The following is a 19358-nucleotide window of genomic DNA, read 5'->3' as shown; positions in this document are numbered from 1 at the left end:
GTTTATTTTTGAAGTATAAAATTGCAAAATGAACAACTTTAAAAAACCAGATTCTTCTTTATGGCAAGGCCGAAAATCCAACGGCGATTTATATATTCATGAAAAAGTAATCTGCGTAGATGCTATAAAAAAAGAAAGCGCTAAAACTTTTGCTATTTTAAGCTATGCTTGTGATGAAGGTGTTAAACGCAACCAAGGTAGAGTTGGCGCGGTTACTGGCCCAGAAGCTATAAAAAAGCAATTAGCTAAAATGCCAAATCATTTAAAAAATAATACACAATTTTTAGATGTTGGCACTGTATTTTGTGTTGATGATAATATGGAGCAAGCACAACAAACGCTAGCTAAAACTATTACAACTTTACTAAAAAATAATACTTTCCCTATTGTTTTAGGTGGCGGACACGACATAGCATATGGTCATTACAATGGTATTTTTAATGCGATTGAAAAAGATAAAACTATTGGTATTATAAATTTTGATGCACATTTTGATTTAAGAGCCAATACTAACGGATATAATTCTGGCACACCATTTTATCAAATAGCTGAAGATTGTAAAACCAACAATACTACTTTTAATTATTTGTGTTTAGGGATTAGAGATGACGCCAATGATGCTTCTCTTTTTACAACAGCTAATAAACTTGGTGTAACGGTTATTAAAAATGAAGACTTTAATCTTCATCAATCTAAAAAAATACAAGAACAAATTTCTACTTTTATAAATAGTGTAGATGTTGTGTATACCACTATAGATTTAGATGGGTTTTCATCTGCTTATGCAGCTGGAGTTAGTGCCGCATCACCAATGGGTTTTTCTCCAGATATTGCATTGCAATGCTTACAGACTATTATAAAATCTGGCAAACTTATAAGTTTAGATATTGCAGAAATGAACCCTACATATGATATTGATAACCAAACAGCAAAATTAGCTGCCTCAATAGTACACACGGTTATACATAGCGCATAAAAAAAGAGGCCAATTCGCCTCTTTTTTATTTATGAAATTTATAAATATTACTCCATCCAAGATTGGTAATAAGTACCATTATCTATATCTAACGCTAATTGCGTTAATTGTAGTGGTTTAAAAGTATCTATCATTACTGCTAATTCTTCAGTTTTAGATTTTCCAATACTAGCCTCATAGGTTCCTGGGTGCGGACCGTGAGGTATGCCAGCCGGATGCACAGAAATATATCCTTTATCTATACTTTTTCTGCTCATAAAATCGCCATCTACATAATACAAAACCTCATCAGAATCTATATTAGAGTGGTTGTATGGTGCAGGTATAGACTGTGGGTGATAATCATATAATCTTGGTACAAAAGAGCACACTACAAAAGCGCTAGTTTCAAAAGTTTGGTGCACTGGTGGCGGTTGGTGTACTCGCCCAGTTATAGGTTCAAAATTATGAATAGAAAAAGCATACGGAAAATTGTAACCATCCCAACCAACAACATCAAACGGGTGAGATGCGTATGTTAAGTGGTGTAATTGTCCTTGTTTTTTCACTTTTATTAGAAAGTCGCCCTTTTCATCATATGTTTGTAAATTTTCTGGCAGTTTAAAATCGCGCTCACAAAAAGGAGAATGCTCTAAATGCTGTCCAAACCAGTTTCTATATCTTTTAGGTGTATAAATTGGGTGATAAGATTCTGTTACCAACAAACGGTTTTCTTCTGTATCAAAAGCTATCTGATATATCATTCCACGCGGAATAACAATGTAATCTCCATATTCAAAAGGAATTTCACCCAACATTGTTTTTAATGTTCCGGTACCTTCGTGAATAAACAAAAGCTCATCTGCATCTGCATTTTTATAAAAATAATCTGTCAAGGATTTTTTTGGGGCAGCCAAACCAACGTGTACATCATTATTAAACAACACGGTTTTTCTACTTTCTAAATAATCATCTTCTGGTCTAATATCAAAACCTTTTAACAATCTAGATTTAATATTATGAGCCACTGCAGCTTTTGGAGATACATCTATAGTTTCACCAACCTCTTTTACCATTGTAGGCCTGTGCATATGGTACATTAACGATGACATACCGTCAAAACCAATGGTTCCAAACAGTTGCTCGTAATGCAAAGTCCCATCTTCTTTTTTAAAAATGGTATGTCTTTTAGGTGGTATTTTTCCTAATTTATGATATAACGGCATATTTCTATTGTTCTTTGTAAATAGACAATAAAAGTACAATAATTTGAACTTTATCTAAAAAATAAGCCTAAAATTATATAATTAATAAATTAAAGATTTTTGGGTATAAAAAAAGCCTTCCAATAGGAAAGCCTTTCATTGGTTGATACCATCTAAAATGGTTTTCAACATTGCCTCAAAATTAATTGAGACACAACACAACACCACAAAGATAGTAAAGGTTTTTAATATTTAAAGTTTTATGTGTAAAATACCCGTTTTACCTCTTTTTTATTAAGTTATTTTTCAATCAAAAAAAACCATTTAGACTACAGTATTTAACTAAAATACCACCCATTAGAACATTCCAAAACCTTATTTTTGCTGCACAAAATTAAAACAATGACACTACTTTTAATGGCTGCAGGTAATGGTAGCAGATACGGAAAATTAAAACAATTTGATGATCTTGGCCCACACCACGAATTTCTTATGGAATTTAGCATTTTTGATGCTATTAAATATGGCTTTACACATATAGTTGCTATAACTAAAAAAGATAAAGTTGACTATTTACAGGAGCATTTAGCCAAACGCTTGCCAAGCAATATAAAGTTAGATGTTTTAGCTCAAGAAATTTCTGATGTTCCAGAAGGTACAAGTTACACCACAGAACGATTAAAGCCATGGGGAACTGCACACGCAGTTTGGACTGCAAGAAATGTAATAAACGGTTCGTTTGCTGTGTTAAATGCTGATGATTTTTACGGCAGTTTAGCTTTTAAAAATGCAGCTAAAATTATGCAAACTAGTACTGCTGACACGTACGGACTAATATCTTACACACTAAAAGATACATTGTCTACTCACGGCTCTGTATCTAGAGGTGTTTGCAAAATAGACAATGGTATTTTGACTAAGGTTGAAGAACGTTTAAAACTAGAACAGCAAGGAGAAAAAATAATAGATACCAATACAGGAATTGAGTTTACAGGGAACGAAGAAGTTAGTATGAATTTTTGGGTTTGTGACACCTCTATATTTAGAACTATAGAACAAGCTTTTAAATTGTTTCTTCAAGACGAAGAAAAGATCAAATCCAGTGAAGTTTTCTTGCCTTTTATTATCCAGGAAATGATTAGCAAACACAAACTAAACGTACCTGTAGTAAATTCTGAAAGTAATTGGTTTGGCGTTACCTATGCAGAAGACAGAGCAATGGCGGTTTCCAAGCTTGCTGAAATGACGAAAAATGAGGATTACCCATTTAACTTATAGAACATAAATTAAAAACTATGTCAATAGAACCTGCTAAAATTTTAAGTCATTTTGCTATTCCTAAAGAAAAGTATGCTTTTAAAACTATAAACAACGGGCTTATTAATGACACGTATTTGGTTTTAAATACCAACAAACCTGTATATATTTTGCAACGCATTAATAATAATGTGTTTAAAAATGTAGCTGGTATAATGCAAAATATAGATAAAGCACTAAATGTATTAAATAGTAAAAACTATACTAGCGTTGCTGTAGTTAAGACTAAAAAAAACACAAGTTACCACAAAGAAAATGGGTTTTGGAGAGTGCTTTCTTATATTGATGACAGTGTAACCTATAACACAACAACTAAGAATAGTATTGCTTTTGAAGCAGGTAAAATTATAGGAGAATTTCACTACTTATTAACCTCTGAAGATGTAACAAATTATCAAGATACAATTCCTGATTTTCATAATTTAATACACAGAAATAATCAGTTTTTTGATGCTTTAGAAAAAGCCAAAAAAAATCGTGTTTCTGCAGCAAAAGAAGCTATAGATTTTGCTGAAGAGTTGTTACCAGACTTATTAGATTTTTGCTTTACAGAATTACCAATTAGGGTTTGCCATAATGATACTAAATTAAATAACATTTTATTTTCTAAAACAACAGATAAAGCATTATGTTTAATAGATTTAGATACTTTAATGAAGGGCTACTTTTATTATGATTTTGGTGATGCCGTACGCACTATTGTAAACACAGCGCTTGAAGACGAAAAAGACTTATCTAAAATAACATTTAACAAAGAACTATTCATCTCTTTTATAGACGGTTTAAGTCTCCATAAAAGTATACTAACCAAAGAAGAAATAGATAGTTTACCCCTTGGGGCAGTATTTATGCCTTTTATACACGGCTTACGTGCACTTACAGATTACTTACAGAATGATGCTTATTACAAAGTTGCTTATCCTAACCAGAATTTAGATAGATGTTTTAGTCTTTTTGATTTTTCTAAAAAAGCATTAGATAATGTTAGTTTTATGCAGCAAGCTTTACATGAAAAAATGAATTAAATTAAAATAACATTTTCCTTATTCTATTTCTATTGCGTTTCTTTGCTTAAACGCAAAAACTATTTATGAGCTTTAACATTGTATTATTTGAACCCGAAATACCTAATAACACAGGCAACATTGGTAGGCTAAGTTTAGCTTCTGGTTCTACATTGCACTTGGTTAAGCCGTTTGGTTTTGAGTTGGATGATAAAAGAGTTAAACGCGCTGGTCTTGATTATTGGAAACATCTAGATTTAAAAATTTACGATAGTATTGACCATTTTTTTGAAGTTCATTCTGATAAAAAGTTTGCATTTTTATCAGCAAAAGCAGAAAAAAATTATTACGAAATTGATTACGAGGACAATATGTTTTTTGTTTTTGGAAAAGAATCTAAAGGTTTACCTAAAAGCGTTGTAGAAAAATACAAAGATTCCCTTTACAAAATACCTCTTTTTAGCGAGCATATTAGAAGTTTAAATTTGGCAAATGCAGTTAGTATTGTAATTTACGATGCAATAAAATCTAAAAAACTGTAGTTTTTATGACAAAAACAGTCAAAATATAAACTTTAATTACTTTTTATAAGTACTTTTAAAGCTTATCATATTTAAATAACCTTAACCATTAATATCTTATAATTTAAGAATGAAATCATTTACAGTACAAGAAATCAGCGAACTTTTAGAAGGAGAATTAGTAGGTAATACTACACATAAAATAGAAGGCGCAGAGCAAATAGAAAAGGCTACCGAAAATCAAATTACTTTTATAGGTAGTGTAAAATATGTTCGTCTTTGGAAAAACTCTAACGCAAGTGTTGCTATTGTAAATGATAATTTAAAAATAGAACCAAGAGAAAATACAGCGTTAATAAAAGTAAAAAATGCCGACATTTCTTTAGCTAAACTTTTAGAAGCTTTTGATCCTGGAAAACCTGTTTTTGATGTAGACATACACCCAACTGCTGTTGTAGATAGTACTGCAACAGTTGGGGCGGGAACAAAAATTGGTGCCGGCTGCTATGTAGGCAAAAATGTTGTTTTAGGAGAGGGTGTTATTTTATACCCAAATGTTACTGTTTTAGATGATTCTACTATAGGTAACCAAACAGTAATGTGGTCTGGAACTGTTGTTAGAGAACGTAGTGAAATTGGAGCTCGTTGTACTTTTCATATTAATGTTAGCATTGGCGCAGATGGGTTTGGGTACAGACCAAGTGATGACGGTAGAGGCTTAGTTAAAATACCACAAATTGGAAATGTAGTTATTGGTAATGATGTAGAAATTGGAGCCAACTCTTGCGTAGATCGTGGTAAATTTAGCTCTACAGTGGTTGGTGACGGTTGTAAAATAGATAACTTAGTACAAATTGCTCACAACTGTGTAATGGGCAGGTCTTGTATTATGGCAGGCCATAGTGGTTTAGCTGGTTCTGTTACTTTAGGTGACGGTGTTATTATTGGTGGTAGCGCATCTATAAAAGACCATACTACTATTGGTTCTGGTGCTATTGTTGGCGCAGGATCTGGAGTTATGGGGAATATTGCACCTGGAAAAACTGTTCTAGGCTACCCTGCACAAGACTCTAGAGATATGCTAAAACAATGGGTTGTAATGAAAAAACTTAGTAGAAATTAAAATTGATGATAAACTATAACGGTAAAATATTTAGACCCGCTAATAGTTCTGTAAATTCTGAGACTTCTAATGACACCGTTTTTATATACAAACAAGATGGCGCCATAGTAACATCTAACTATACAGGTGGAAAAATAAAAAAAGGGCATTTAATTGGCTTGGTTAATGCTAGTGGTATTATTGAAATGAGATACCACCAAGTAAACACAGATAACCAATTAATGACCGGAAAATGTACGTCTACGCCAGAAATTTTACCAAATGGAAAAATTAGATTGCACGAAAAATGGCAATGGACCTCTGGAGACAAATCTACAGGAAACTCTATTCTAGATGAAGAATAGAGTTTTTTGCTTTTAAAAATGCTTTAAACTAAATAGTATGACTTAATTTTGCACCTTAATTTTAGAGAAAATGAGTAGAATTGAGAACATAGAAAAAGAAATTTCTGAATTAAGACAAGCACTTCAAAACCATAAGCTTTATACCAATTTAAAAGATGTAAACGATATTAAAGTTTTTATGGAAAACCACGTTTACGCGGTATGGGATTTTATGTCTCTATTAAAAGCTCTTCAAAAAAACTTAACTTGCACAGATACTCCTTGGGTACCTGCTAGTAATCCAACATTAGCACGGTTTATTAATGAAATTGTACACGGAGAAGAAAGTGACATTAATGAACTTGGTGAACCTAAAAGCCATTTTACAATGTACTTAGATGCAATGCACCAAATAGGAGCAAATACCAATTCTATTGAAAACTTCATCAATCTTATACTTCAAAAAGAACCTGTTTCATCTGCTTTAAAAAAAATAAACCTAGACACTACTGTAGCTAGTTTTGTAAACTATACTTTTAAAATAATTGGCACAAATAAACCACATTTAATTGCTTCGGCATTTACGTTTGGAAGAGAGGATCTTATACCAGATATGTTTGTAGAAATTCTTAAAAATGCTGATGCAGAAAATAAACATTACAACAAGTTAACGTATTACTTAGAAAGGCACATAGAGTTAGATGGTGATGAACACGGACCTTTATCTTTACAAATGATTTCTGAATTATGTGGTGATGACGACACTAAATGGCAAGAAACTTTATCCGTAGCCAAAGAAGCATTGCAGCAACGCATATCTCTTTGGGATGCCATTAGTAATTTAATTGAAGCTAATAAAAATAGTATGACCCTTGCTTAATAATTAAGAGAATTTTCTTTTAACACTCGTTTATTAGCAAATATGTTTTTTAAATAAAATGTAGCTCGTATTCCAAAAAAAGCAGAACCAAACCAACCAATGTTAAATGAACTTTAAAAAAGGCTCATTTATTACACATCTTAAAAACCCTAAAGTCTAAGCAATTTTTATTTTTTTTGTACTACATAAATTAGCTGGCTAATTTATAATAAAACCAAAGCTAAAAAACTGGTTTAAAAACAATAAGTAGTTCGTCTAATAAATAACTCTTAACTGTTAATTTAACAACAAAAATTTACTACGTGGCAAGGTATTTGCTATCTTTATCTTAAAATTTTTAAAGTTATTTAATGCGTTTTTCTGTCCTCACATTATTAATAGTTCTATTTTTTGCCGCACCAGTTGTGGCACAAGAAACGACTGTGATACCTTTAAAAATTGAAGCAAAAAAAGAAGTAAAAACAGCTCCGCCTGTTACTATCATAATTCCAGAGCCTAAAAAGCAACCCAACAATACTAACTTTTTAGATTCTATGATGAAACCTAGGATAGATATGACTCCAGATAACAGACTTGTTAAACCTGGGCGTGATGTTAAATTAAATCCGCGTTTAGGTTTTGAAGAAAAAAAAGACTCTAAATCTTTTCACGGAGACCAATATTTAGGTGATGTAAAAACTACTGGAAAATTTGTTGGCATTGTTTGTAGAGATCACGAATATGTAGATGGCGACCGCGTAAAAATTTATGCAGACGGCAAAGTAATAGAACACAACCTAATGCTAGGCGGCGCTTTTAAAGGTGTAAACCATACATTAAAAAAAGGGTTTAATCGCATAGATTTTGAAGCATTAAACCAAGGTACATCTGGACCAAATACTGCACAAGTAAATATTTATGACGACACTGGAAAAGTTATATCCTCTAAAAAATGGTTGCTTTCTACAGGGTCTAAAGCTACTATTATTGTAATACAAGAGTAAGTCACTCCCTACCAATAAAAGCTAATGCAAGCTTAATATCATTATAATCTACTTTTTTATTTAAGGCTTCAAAAATAGCTTTTAAACTAACAGGCTCACCTTTTTTCTGCTTGCCTTTAGCCTTTTCTACATCTTTAATTATTTGTTCTTTAGGTTGATAAAAACTAAAATCCTCCTCCGGATAATCTTTACACAATTTAATTAAATGTCCTGCAATTGTCCCAGTAGACAGTCCTCTTTGATCTGCAATTTCCTCTAGAGTTAGCTTTTTTCTAAAATAATCTAAGGTAACATCATAGGTAGAATCTTTTTTAAGCTTCTTGTCTATAATTTTTTTAGCGTGCTTTTCTATAGCTTTTATATTGGTTAAGCCACCGCAATCGACTACAAATTTAATTGCTTCTTCTTCTAAACCATCTAAGGTATATTTTTTATCTGCTTCATCAGATAGTTCTAAAAAGCGCCTATCTGCTTTGTGCGCCAAACCATCTACCTGCAAAGCCATTTCATTAAAACCTAAAAGCTTTAAATTCTCAATATTTTTTAAACGAGACAAGGCTACATAACCCTGACCTTTTTCAAAGGTTTTAGATAGGTCTATAAGTGCACCATCTAACGTCATACCCTGACATTTATGTACTGTTATTGCCCAAGCTAAACGCAAAGGTATTTGGTCTAAACTAGCCAAAACTTTTCCGGTATCGTCCTGCACACCCCAATTCTCTTGCTTTACAGAAATTCGCTTCCCTTGAGCAGTTTTTACAACAGGAAATCCATCATCATTAAAACTAACAATAGTACCTAAAGTACCATTTACATAACCTTGTTCTTGATTGTTGCGCACAAACATAACCTTGGTATGCATTTTTAGCTCTAATTCTTCTTTAGCTAAAACTGATTTTTTTAAAGTCTCTACCAGTTTTTTGTTTCCTTTAGTTGTAGCCTTAAATCTTTTAACCTTACCTTTTAATTGTTGTAAATGCTCGTTATTAATCTGATCTACATCATAATTGTGTGTAAACAATTTGGTTGGCTCATCATCTTTACTAAAAGTATTTTGTTCTGCCATTTTAAGTTCTTCAATACTCTTTTTAGATATTTTTCCTATTCTAATTTCGTTTAAAATAGTATTTAAAATATCTTCATTTGCTTGTCTATATTGCTCTGTTAAATAACAAACATTAAATTTGGCAGCAACCCAAGCAGCAGACATAAACGCAAATTTATCTTTACTTTTTTCATTTTGATTACCTATTGGTGGTAACTGAAAAAAATCGCCACAGACCACAACTTGTATACCTCCAAAAGGTTCATCATTTTCTTTAAAAAATTGTAAAACAGTATCTACCATATCTAACTGTTTTTTATGCAGCATAGATATTTCATCAATAATTAAAATTTTTGCATTTTCTAAATGTTCTTTAAGGTACTTTTTCTCCTTCATAGAATTTAGATTGGCTCTGGTAAGTTGTTCTTTTATACCAAAACCAGCCCAAGAATGTATGGTCATTCCATTCATATGCGTAGCCGCAATACCTGTAGATGCTGTTATAGCAACTGGTATTCTACGCTTTTTTAAATAGGTAATGTACTGGTTTAAAACATATGTTTTACCTGTACCTGCAGAACCTGTTAAAAATACATTTTTACCAGATTTTAATAATGCTAGTGCTTTTTGTTGTTGCAATGGTTTATGTGTTATGCAGAATAACCTTGATATTATTCCAATTTACAATATCATTATAAATTTTAAGATATAAAAATAAGATAGCTTTTTACTTCTAGTTTTTGCGTGATAAAAACTTACCAACTACCACTTGCTCCCCCTCCACCGGAGCTTCCTCCTCCACCAGAAAAACTACTAGAACTACTACTAGAGCCGCTACTACTGTAACTACTGTATGAGCTGCCTGAAGAACCACCACCAACTCTTGTGGAGCCAATACTTTTTATTGACGTAATAAAAGAATCATAATCGCTCTTAAATAATGAAAAAGACAATTTAGTTTTATTTTTTACTACAAGATTTATAACTGCAATTACTGTACAAGTTATAACAAACAAGCCAACAGAAACACACAAAAGTAATACTGTATTAGATTCTAAAAATGGCTTAACATTAAAACCATTTTTTTGTAATATTCCAAAAACAACAACTCCCAGCAGTACAAAGCCAACACAAAAATACAGTGTATAAACTAGTAAGTTTATTGTAAAAAAAATAAATCCAATTTCTGCTGTAAAAAACTTTTTAAAAATTTTTAGTGCTGTTTTTACTGACTGATAAATAATAAAACCACCTGCAATTAAAAAGAAAAAACCAAAGATGGATAATACTATGTTTGCAATTCTATTTTGTTTACGATCTCTGTCTTTTATTAGCTCTTTAAATTTATCTAAAGCTTCTGGGTTTTTAATAAAGTTTATCAATTGGTCTGTAGCTTTGTTTATACCGGTAAAATATGCTCCTGTTTTAAACTCAGGAATCATAGTATCCTCTATAATTCTCTTTGCTACTATATCTGTAATATACGGTTCTAAACCGTAACCAACTTCTATTCTAACCTCTCTATCATAACTAGAAAACAGAATTAAAATACCATTATCTTCCTTTGCTTGCCCTAGTTTATTTTGGTTAAATGTTTTATTTGCAAAATCTTCTATGTTTTGTCCGTTTAAAGAATTGACTGTAAGCACCACCAACTGCGTAGTTGTTTCTGTTTCAAAATTAGTCAGTTTATCACGTAAAATTTGTACTGCTTCTGTCTCAAATACCTCTGCATTATCAGTTACTATATCTTTAATTACAGGATACTCATAATCTTGTGCAGAACCAATAGCAGTAAAACAAACAAGAAGTAAAAAAACTATTTTTTTAATCATACTTAATTACTCTACTTCTCCAGGATGGTATGTTTTTTCTGCTTGTTTTAAAACATCATCTTTGTAAAAAGCTACCGTTTTAAATTTCATATTTATGTACGCATCAGTTTGGTCATTAAAATGTGGCGAAGCAGGATCTCCACTTTGTCCGCCAGCCAAAATTGTCTTAGCTTTTACTTTTTTTCCAAACTCTACCGCTGCAACAAAACTATTACCACGAGTACCATATATTTTTTTAGTATTATTGGTATAGCTAACACCGTAAGCTGCTAAAGCTCCCCAACGACCCGATGCAAAACCAACTGCAACACTCGGCTCATTATCATTAAAAGCTTGTTTTATATCGCCATTTAAACGTTGATATCTGTTTACCTCTCCCCACGGAATATTCCAAGTTCCAAAGTCTGACTCTAATTTTTTAATAACAGCTCTAAAAACTGATAAACGCTCAGCCATTGGTGAAGCAGACCCAAAGTAGATCATTGCCTCCATATCACTCATTTTATGTGGTCGTTTTCCGTTTCTACCATACAGGGTGCCATAATAATGTGCTAATGTCATTGCTACAGATTCTTTTGAAGTTTTATAATCCCAGTTGCGTAGCTCCTCTATTGGCAAACTTAAAAGTTTAGTTCTGTCTGTTTTGTCATACGCTTCAATTAAACCCGGAATTAAAGCTTTAAAAGCAGGTAAATAAGGATCGTGTGCTAATTTTATAAGACTATCTAATGTGTACTCTTTTCTGTCTTTTAATAAACTTATTGCGTGTACGCCTCTAAAGTTTTCTTGATCTTTAGACATATATTTAGGATAATTTTCTCTTTTTGGACTGTTTTCTAATGCTGCTGTATAAGGTGTAGAATTACAGTTTTGCAACCATCCGTTGTTAGGGTTTAAAAGCAAAATATTCTCATCTACGGTATGCAACCCTTTCCAATCTGTTTGCGGATTACTACCATCTACTGGCTTAGTATAATCAAAAACAGTATCGCGCACTGGCACAAAATTACCGTGAAAATAAGCTATGTTGCCTTCTGTATCTGCGTAAACTGTATTGTTAGATGAGTTGGTACGTATATCCATCATTTCTCTAAAACCCTTATATCCATTTTGTTTAGTTCTAATGTAAGACTGTTCTAATGCTTTTACAGGTTCCCACATCATAGCAGAAGCTGTCCATTTACCATCAGCTTTATGTGTAATTGGTCCGTGATGCGTTCTGTATGTTTTAAATGTTTTTTGTTTGATAGATTCACCAACCTTATACTTTAAAGTAACCGAATCTTGAGCAACATCTCTAAGTTCTTCTCCGTACTGGTATTTTAAATCGCCCTTAAGATTTACAATAGTTTCTTTAAACTCATCCATAACATCTGTGTATGTAGATGTGTGCATCCAACCTGTTTTTTCATTAAAACCTTGGTATACAAAAAACTGTCCCCAGGTAACTGCTCCGTAAGCATTTAAACCTTCTTCACTAACCACGTGAACTTCTCCTCTAAAGAAAAATGAGGTATGCGGATTAATCAAAAGCATTGCATTACCAGACTGTGTTAAGTCGCCAGATATTGCTATTCCGTTAGATCCTTGCGGTTCTAACTCTGCTTTTTCTTCTTCAATTTTTAATTCTGTTGCTTCAGGAATTTCCATATCACCCTCATAAAAAGCTTTTATTTTTCGTGTAGAAATTCTTTCTATATCACCACCAATAGAGCCTTCACTAAAATACATTGGCATCCAAGGCTCAAACTTAGTTAACAACCTAGGTGTAACCTCTGGGTGCGTGTGTAAATAATAGTTAATGCCATCTGCAAATGCATTGCACAACTCCTTTAACCATTCTGGGCTTTTATTATAGTTTTCAATTGCCTCTTCTTCTGTCATAAATAATTTAGCTCGCAGATCACTATACAAAGCTTCTTCACCATCTACCTCTGCCAACCTACCAGTTGCCCAAATGTAATTTTGTTCTACACGGTTAAAATCGTCCTCACATTGCGCATACAACAAGCCAAAAACAGCATCAGCATCTGTTTTACCATAAATATGTGGCACACCAAATGTATCTCTAATTATAGTAGTGTTGTCTGCATGTGCTTGCCAACGGTTAAAATTTTCATTTTGTTTGGTTGCTTGTTTACAACCGACTAACAAGCTTAAAAACACAAGGGTAAATACACTAATTTTCATCTGAAAGAGCTATTAAAAATGGTTTGTGTGAAAATACTAGACTTCTGTTTTAAAAACTAATTTTAAAGGTTTTTTTAAGTTGATAACCTTATTAATAAAGCAGATAACTAAAATTAAGATAGATTTAAATTACCTTGCATATAAATTGAAAATAGAACGATGGCAGAGAAAAAAGTAAGCATTTTAACCGCATTTAAAACTATAATTTGGCCTAGACGAAAACTTGTTTTTATTGGTCTTTTATTAATTGTGATAAGCAAAGCAGCAAGTTTTGTTGCGCCAATATCTCTTAAATATTTAATGGATGATATTGTACCAAATAAAGACATTCCTTTTTTAAAGATTTTAGTTGCATTGGTAATTGCTGCTTTTTTGGCACAAGCAATAACATCATTTTTACTTACCAAAGTATTAAGTATACAGGCACAGTATTTAATATCTGAGTTACGAGCTCAAGTACAGAAAAAAGTATTGTCTTTACCTATTAGTTTTTTTGACAATAACAAGTCTGGCGCATTGGTATCTAGAATAATGAGTGATGTAGAAGGCGTACGTAACCTAATTGGCACAGGCTTGGTACAACTAGTTGGCGGTACAATTACCGCAGTAGTATCTGTTGTTTTATTGGTGCAAATTAGTTTAACAATGACGTTAATGGCATTTGCACCCTTAATTTTATTTGCCTTTATTTCTATAAAAGCATTTAAAATTATACGTCCTGTTTTTAGAGAGCGAGGAAAAATAAATGCAGAAGTAAAAGGTAGGTTAACAGAAACTTTAAGCGGAGTTAGGGTTATTAAAGGTTTTAATGCCGAAGAACAAGAAAATAAAATTTTTGAAAAAGGCGTTGCCAAATTATATAAAAATGTAAAAAAGAGCTTAACGGCAACTGCTGTAATGACAAGTTCTTCTACTTTTTTACTAGGACTTGCAACCACAGGGATTATGATGGGCTATGGCGGTTATTTATTAATTACGGGCGACTTAACAACGGGTGAGTATTTTCAGTTTACATTTTTACTTGCTCTTATGGTTGCTCCTATTGTACAGATGAGTAATGTTGGTAGCCAGCTTACCGAGGCTTTAGCTGGTTTAGACCGTACAGAGGAACTTATGAATATGACGGCAGAAGCAGATGAAAAAGACCGTACAATTGTATTAAATGATATTAAGGGTGATGTTGCGTTTAGCAATGTATCTTTTGCTTATGAAGAAGATAAAGAAGTTATTACCAATGTAAATTTTGCTGTAAACTCTGGTAAAGTAGTTGCTTTGGTTGGTAGTTCTGGCTCTGGAAAATCTACTATTGCTGGCCTAGCTGCTAGTTTTTTAAATCCGGATAGCGGTACAATTACTATAGATGGGAACGATTTATCTAAGGTTGATTTAAATAGTTTTAGACAACATTTAGGTGTGGTTTTGCAAGACGACTTTTTGTTTGAAGGAACCATACGTAATAACATCCTTTTTCCTAGGCCAAATGCTACAGAAGAAGAACTTTTAAACGCCGTTAATGCTGCCTATGTAAATGAATTTACAGACAGGTTTGATGATGGTTTAGAAACTTTAATTGGAGAACGTGGAGTTAAATTATCTGGCGGACAACGCCAACGTATTGCTATTGCTAGAGCTATTTTGGCCAATCCTAAAATATTAATTTTAGATGAAGCCACCTCTAATTTAGATACAGAGAGTGAAGCCTTAATACAAAAAAGTTTAGCCACATTAACCCAAGGAAGAACAACATTTGTTATTGCACATAGATTAAGCACTATACGCAAGGCAGACCAGATTTTAGTGATAGAAAATGGTAAAATTGCAGAAAGCGGTACTCACGATGAACTTATTGCAAAAGAAGGACGTTACTTTAACTTGTTTACTTACCAAGCAAGGATATAACAAAAAAGACTATTACAAGTAAAAAGCTCAAATTCTAAAATTAAGAATTTGAGCTTTTTTATATTTTTAGTTTAATTGATTTTAACTCTCTGGAGCCAACTCAACTTCTAAGCCATCTAAATCTGGCGTCATATGTATTTGACAACCTAACCTGCTGTTATCTTCTACATTAAAAGCTTCTGCTAACATTGCATCCTCATCATCAGACATTTCTGGCAAATTGTGAGCAGACTTAACATAACACTGACAAGAAGCGCACATTGCCATACCACCGCAAATACCAATTGTACCCTCTGGAGCAAGCTCGTAAGAACGTACAACCTCCATTAAGTTCATATTCATATCAGTTGGTGCATCTACCTCGTGTAAAACACCTTCTCTGTCTGTTATTTTTAATTTAATATCACTCATTATTCTATTGCTTTTACAACTGCTTTAGGTGCTTCTTTTTTAGTACCATCAAAACCAGACACACCACCAACGGTAGTATATTTCATAACATATTTTTTATCCGGATATATTTTTTGGTAGGCGCTTTGACACATTAATGTAGCTTCATGAAAACCACATAATATTAATTTTAATTTTCCTGGATATGTATTTACATCTCCAATAGCATAGATACCAGGTATGTTTGTTTGGTAATCTAAAGCATTGTCAACTTTTATTGCATTTTTTTCTATCTCTAATCCCCAATCTCCTATTGGACCTAGTTTTGGAGACAGTCCAAATAATGCTATAAAATTATCTACCTCTAAAACAATGTTTTCTTCTTCTCCTGTTTTTTTAATTTCTACAGCAGTAAGTGTATCACCACCTTTTAAACCAACTATTTCTGCTGGCGTTACAAGATTAATTTTACCCGCATTTTTAAGTTGCTGTACTTTTTCTACCGAGTCTAAAGCTCCTCTAAACTCATTTCTTCTATGCACCAAAGTAACCTCAGCAGCTACATCAGCTAAAAAAATACTCCAATCTAAAGCAGAATCTCCTCCACCAGCTATAACTACTTTTTTATTACGATAAACTTCTGGGTCTTTTATCATGTAAGCAACACCATTATCCTCAAACTTTGTTAAGTTTTCTAACAGCGGTTTACGTGGTTCAAAACTACCTAAACCACCTGCAATTGCAACAATTGGCGCGTGGTGTTTTGTACCTTTATTTGTAGTTACTATAAAAGAACCGTCTTCTTGTTTTTCTATAGTTTCTGCACGTTCACCCAAAGTAAAACCTGGCTGAAACGCTTTTATTTGTTCCATTAGATTATCTACCAAATCACCAGCCAATACTTCTGGAAAACCAGGAATATCATAAATTGGTTTTTTAGGGTAAATCTCAGAACATTGCCCGCCTGCTTGTGGCAAGGCATCTATTAAATGGCACTTTAATTTTAATAATCCGGCTTCAAAAACAGCAAATAATCCTGTTGGACCAGCACCTATAATTAGTATATCTGTCTTAATCATGTAAAAGTAGTCTTAAAAATAAATGTAAAATTACAGAAGTTGATACGTTTATAATATGACAATTATCAGCACTAATTAACCAACGTTAATTACTTCTTCAATCTGTGGCACATATTTTTTAATGGTCATTTCTACACCACTTTTAAGTGTCATTTGGTTAACACTACAACCAACACATGCACCTTCTAACTTTACTTTTACAGAAGTATCATTATCTATTGAAATTAGAGAAATATCACCACCATCACTCTGTAAAAATGGACGAATTTCTTCTAATGCTTTTTCTACGTTAGTTCTTACCTCTTCTGTTGTCATCTTTTATTGCTTATTAACAGGCGAGCAACCCGCCATAGTTGTTATTTTAATAGCCTCTGTTGGTGGCAAATCTGTATTTCTGCTTACCACTTGTTGCACTACATTTTTTGTAAGCTCGTTAAAAGCAGTTTCTATAGGCGTACTCTCTTGCATTGCTGCAGGTCTACCAACATCACCAGCTTCTCTAATGCTTTGTACCAAAGGAATTTCTCCTAAAAATGGCACTTTTAAGTCTTCAGACAAATGCTTAGCTCCTTCTTTACCAAAAATATAATATTTATTTTCTGGTAATTCTTCTGGTGTAAAATACGCCATATTTTCTATTACTCCTAACACAGGTACGTTAATAGAATCTTGCTGAAACATTGCAACACCTTTACGTGCATCTGCTAAAGCTATTTCTTGCGGTGTACTTACAACAACAGCACCAGTTACTGGCATTGCTTGCATTATACTTAAATGTATATCTCCTGTTCCTGGAGGTAAATCTATAAGCATAAAATCTATTTCTCCCCAATGTGCGTCAAAAATCATTTGGTTTAATGCTTTTGATGCCATTGGTCCTCTCCAAATTACTGCTTGGTTTGGTTGTGTAAAAAAGCCAATAGATAGTAATTTAACTCCGTAACTTTCTACAGGTTTCATTTTAGACTTACCATCTATATTTACTGCTAATGGTTTTTCTTGGGCAACATCAAACATAATTGGCATAGATGGCCCGTAAATGTCTGCATCTAACAAGCCAACTTTAAAGCCCATTTTTGCTAAAGTTACTGCAAGGTTTGCTGTTACTGTAGATTTACCTACTCCTCCTTTACCAGAGGCAACAGCTATAATATTTTTAATTCCAGGAAGTGGTTTCCCTTTAATTTCGTTTGTTTTTGGCTTAGCAGCCTCAGCATCTACCTTTACGTTAATTTTAATTTTAGCTTTTTCATACACTTCTGCATGTATTGCTTTTAAAATCTCAACTTCGGTTTTTTTACGCGCTTGTAAACTAGGATTGTTTATAGTAACATCTACAACAACCTCATCTCCAAAAACCATAACGTTAGTTACAGCTCCGCTTTCAACCATATTTTTACCTTCACCAGGAACTGTTATCTTTTCTAATGCCTTTAAGACATCTTGTTTATTTAGCTTCATGTGTATTACTTTCTTTTTCAGCTTTTTACTTAAACTGATTCTAAATTGCAAAGATAGTGTATCGATATGAGATTAAGAAGCCGCAGAATTGAAATATAACATACTTTTATAAGTTTAGTTGATGCTATATTTTTGACTAACTTTTAACAAATTAGAAATTGATATTATACGCTATTCTAACTCTGTAGACGGATCCCAAAAATAGTCTTCTAGATTTTGTATTTGGCTATCTATAACCACAACACCTTCATTCTCTAAAAGCTGCTGCATTAAGTTGGTACCGTCAAAATGATGTTTACCTGTTAGCAAACCCTTACGGTTTACAACTCTGTGCGCTGGTATTTCATCTTTTAAGTGAGATGCATTCATTGCCCAGCCAACCATACGTGCACTACGCGCAGCACCCAAATACTTTGCAATAGCACCATAAGAAGTTACTTTGCCATATGGTATTTGCTTTGCTACAGCATAGACTCTTTCAAAAAAATTTTGATTATCTGCCGCCATATTTAGTGATTGTAGACTCTAACCAACGTTATTACAAATAATAATAACATTAAAGCACTTATAATGTAGTTTGAGTTTTTAGAAAATCCGTTAGATTTTTTCTCTAGCTTATTAAAATATACGGTGTATAAATACAGCACACCAAATGTACCGCAACCTGCAGCAAAAATGAACACAAGAATATCCCAAGACTGAAACTTGATCCAACCTGATGCTTTCCACATTGCATTCATTCCACTGTAATACGGAATAGTTAGCAGGTTAATTGCTGCCAAAAAAACACCTTTAAAAAAACTATTTCGCTTGCTAATTTTTGGCTTTGCCTTCTTTTTTGGCTTAATCCATTCTTTTGCCATTGCAAAAAAATAAATTCCTAACAAAGCAAATACTCCTAAGGCAATTTTTAAAAGCACTCCCACAAAATCTGGATTATTGTGTAAAAATTTAGAAATCATTACAGCAATGTATGCCTGTAGAATTACAGTTACAGACACTCCAATACTAAAAATAATCCCGTTTAACTTACCCTTTTCTACACTAATTTTTGCAGCATTCATATTTAACAACCCAGGTGGTACTGTTGCCATAAAGGCACCAGAAAATGTTGCAAAAAAGAGTATAAGTAAGTGTGTCATTGG

19 protein-coding genes are annotated in these 19358 nt (G+C 32.9%); 9 read left to right on the top strand and 10 right to left on the bottom strand.

The annotated features are described in order from the left end of the window. The first annotated feature begins 28 nt into the window (after nucleotides 1-28). The gene (hutG, locus tag AX016_RS06455) at nucleotides 29-976 is read left to right on the top strand and encodes a formimidoylglutamase (RefSeq protein ID WP_100894836.1); all 948 of its coding nucleotides are present in this window, start codon (nucleotides 29-31) and stop codon (nucleotides 974-976) included. A 47-nt stretch (nucleotides 977-1023) separates the two neighbouring features. Here hutG and AX016_RS06450 read toward each other — a convergent pair whose 3' ends face one another. Further along, nucleotides 1024-2181, bottom strand: coding sequence for a homogentisate 1,2-dioxygenase (locus tag AX016_RS06450; RefSeq protein ID WP_100894835.1), 1158 nt, complete (start codon nucleotides 2179-2181; stop codon nucleotides 1024-1026). 381 nt (nucleotides 2182-2562) lie between these two features. Between AX016_RS06450 and AX016_RS06445 the strand changes: the two genes are divergently transcribed. The 7 genes from AX016_RS06445 to AX016_RS06415 all read left to right on the top strand — a co-directional run bounded on the left by AX016_RS06445 (nucleotide 2563) and on the right by AX016_RS06415 (nucleotide 8311). Next, a complete protein-coding gene (locus AX016_RS06445) occupies nucleotides 2563-3438 on the top strand; it encodes a sugar phosphate nucleotidyltransferase (protein ID WP_100894834.1) in 876 nt (291 codons plus the stop codon). 17 nt (nucleotides 3439-3455) lie between these two features. After that, entirely contained in the window at nucleotides 3456-4502 is a 1047-nt protein-coding gene (locus tag AX016_RS06440; protein WP_100894833.1) for a phosphotransferase enzyme family protein, read from the top strand. A gap of 65 nt (nucleotides 4503-4567) precedes the next feature. Next, nucleotides 4568-5023, top strand: a complete 456-nt coding sequence (locus AX016_RS06435) for a tRNA (cytidine(34)-2'-O)-methyltransferase (protein ID WP_100894832.1) — start codon at nucleotides 4568-4570, stop codon at nucleotides 5021-5023. A 109-nt stretch (nucleotides 5024-5132) separates the two neighbouring features. Next, the gene (gene lpxD / locus AX016_RS06430) at nucleotides 5133-6125 is read left to right on the top strand and encodes a UDP-3-O-(3-hydroxymyristoyl)glucosamine N-acyltransferase (RefSeq protein WP_100894831.1); all 993 of its coding nucleotides are present in this window, start codon (nucleotides 5133-5135) and stop codon (nucleotides 6123-6125) included. A 5-nt stretch (nucleotides 6126-6130) separates the two neighbouring features. After that, nucleotides 6131-6469: a n-acetylglutamate synthase gene (locus AX016_RS06425; protein WP_100894830.1), complete on the top strand. Its 339-nt coding sequence runs from the start codon at nucleotides 6131-6133 to the stop codon at nucleotides 6467-6469. 70 nt (nucleotides 6470-6539) lie between these two features. After that, nucleotides 6540-7328 (top strand): DUF3050 domain-containing protein, encoded by a 789-nt coding sequence (locus tag AX016_RS06420; RefSeq protein WP_100894829.1) that lies wholly within the window; start codon nucleotides 6540-6542, stop codon nucleotides 7326-7328. A 350-nt stretch (nucleotides 7329-7678) separates the two neighbouring features. Beyond that, nucleotides 7679-8311 (top strand): hypothetical protein, encoded by a 633-nt coding sequence (locus AX016_RS06415; protein WP_100894828.1) that lies wholly within the window; start codon nucleotides 7679-7681, stop codon nucleotides 8309-8311. A gap of 1 nt (nucleotide 8312) precedes the next feature. On the opposite strand, the gene AX016_RS06410 is transcribed toward AX016_RS06415, so the two are convergent. The 3 genes from AX016_RS06410 to AX016_RS06400 form a co-directional block, all read right to left on the bottom strand. After that, on the bottom strand, nucleotides 8313-9998 hold the full coding sequence (locus AX016_RS06410; protein ID WP_100894827.1) for a helix-turn-helix domain-containing protein: 1686 nt from the start codon (nucleotides 9996-9998) through the stop codon (nucleotides 8313-8315). 116 nt (nucleotides 9999-10114) lie between these two features. Then, entirely contained in the window at nucleotides 10115-11194 is a 1080-nt protein-coding gene (locus tag AX016_RS06405) for a TPM domain-containing protein (protein ID WP_100894826.1), read from the bottom strand. Between the two features lie 6 nt (nucleotides 11195-11200). Beyond that, nucleotides 11201-13384, bottom strand: coding sequence for an acylase (locus AX016_RS06400; protein ID WP_100894825.1), 2184 nt, complete (start codon nucleotides 13382-13384; stop codon nucleotides 11201-11203). 159 nt (nucleotides 13385-13543) lie between these two features. On the opposite strand from AX016_RS06400, the gene AX016_RS06395 reads away from it, so the two are divergent. Beyond that, nucleotides 13544-15283 (top strand): ABC transporter ATP-binding protein, encoded by a 1740-nt coding sequence (locus tag AX016_RS06395; protein WP_100894824.1) that lies wholly within the window; start codon nucleotides 13544-13546, stop codon nucleotides 15281-15283. Nucleotides 15284-15364: 81 nt separating this feature from the next. Here AX016_RS06395 and AX016_RS06390 read toward each other — a convergent pair whose 3' ends face one another. The 6 genes from AX016_RS06390 to AX016_RS06365 all read right to left on the bottom strand — a co-directional run bounded on the left by AX016_RS06390 (nucleotide 15365) and on the right by AX016_RS06365 (nucleotide 19355). Further along, nucleotides 15365-15694 carry a 2Fe-2S iron-sulfur cluster-binding protein gene (locus AX016_RS06390; protein ID WP_100894823.1) on the bottom strand — a complete coding sequence of 110 codons (330 nt, stop codon included), beginning with the start codon at nucleotides 15692-15694 and terminating at the stop codon, nucleotides 15365-15367. Then, nucleotides 15694-16752 (bottom strand): NAD(P)/FAD-dependent oxidoreductase, encoded by a 1059-nt coding sequence (locus AX016_RS06385; protein ID WP_100894822.1) that lies wholly within the window; start codon nucleotides 16750-16752, stop codon nucleotides 15694-15696. The genes AX016_RS06390 and AX016_RS06385 overlap by 1 nt, the downstream gene beginning before the upstream one ends. 75 nt (nucleotides 16753-16827) lie before the next feature. Next, complete coding sequence (locus tag AX016_RS06380; RefSeq protein ID WP_013620460.1) at nucleotides 16828-17067, bottom strand: NifU family protein; 240 nt, start codon at nucleotides 17065-17067, stop codon at nucleotides 16828-16830. 3 nt (nucleotides 17068-17070) lie between these two features. Further along, nucleotides 17071-18213 carry an Mrp/NBP35 family ATP-binding protein gene (locus AX016_RS06375; protein WP_100894821.1) on the bottom strand — a complete coding sequence of 381 codons (1143 nt, stop codon included), beginning with the start codon at nucleotides 18211-18213 and terminating at the stop codon, nucleotides 17071-17073. A gap of 171 nt (nucleotides 18214-18384) precedes the next feature. After that, entirely contained in the window at nucleotides 18385-18720 is a 336-nt protein-coding gene (locus tag AX016_RS06370; RefSeq protein ID WP_100894820.1) for an MGMT family protein, read from the bottom strand. 2 nt (nucleotides 18721-18722) lie between these two features. Next, complete coding sequence (locus AX016_RS06365; RefSeq protein WP_100894819.1) at nucleotides 18723-19355, bottom strand: LysE family transporter; 633 nt, start codon at nucleotides 19353-19355, stop codon at nucleotides 18723-18725. Between the last annotated feature and the right edge of the window lie 3 nt (nucleotides 19356-19358).

Origin of the sequence: Cellulophaga sp. RHA19 (assembly GCF_002813425.1) — a bacterium.
Taxonomy (GTDB): Bacteria; Bacteroidota; Bacteroidia; order Flavobacteriales; family Flavobacteriaceae; genus Cellulophaga.
The sequence above is the reverse complement of the archived record's forward strand: the minus strand, read 5'-3'. Positions and strand labels throughout refer to the sequence as shown.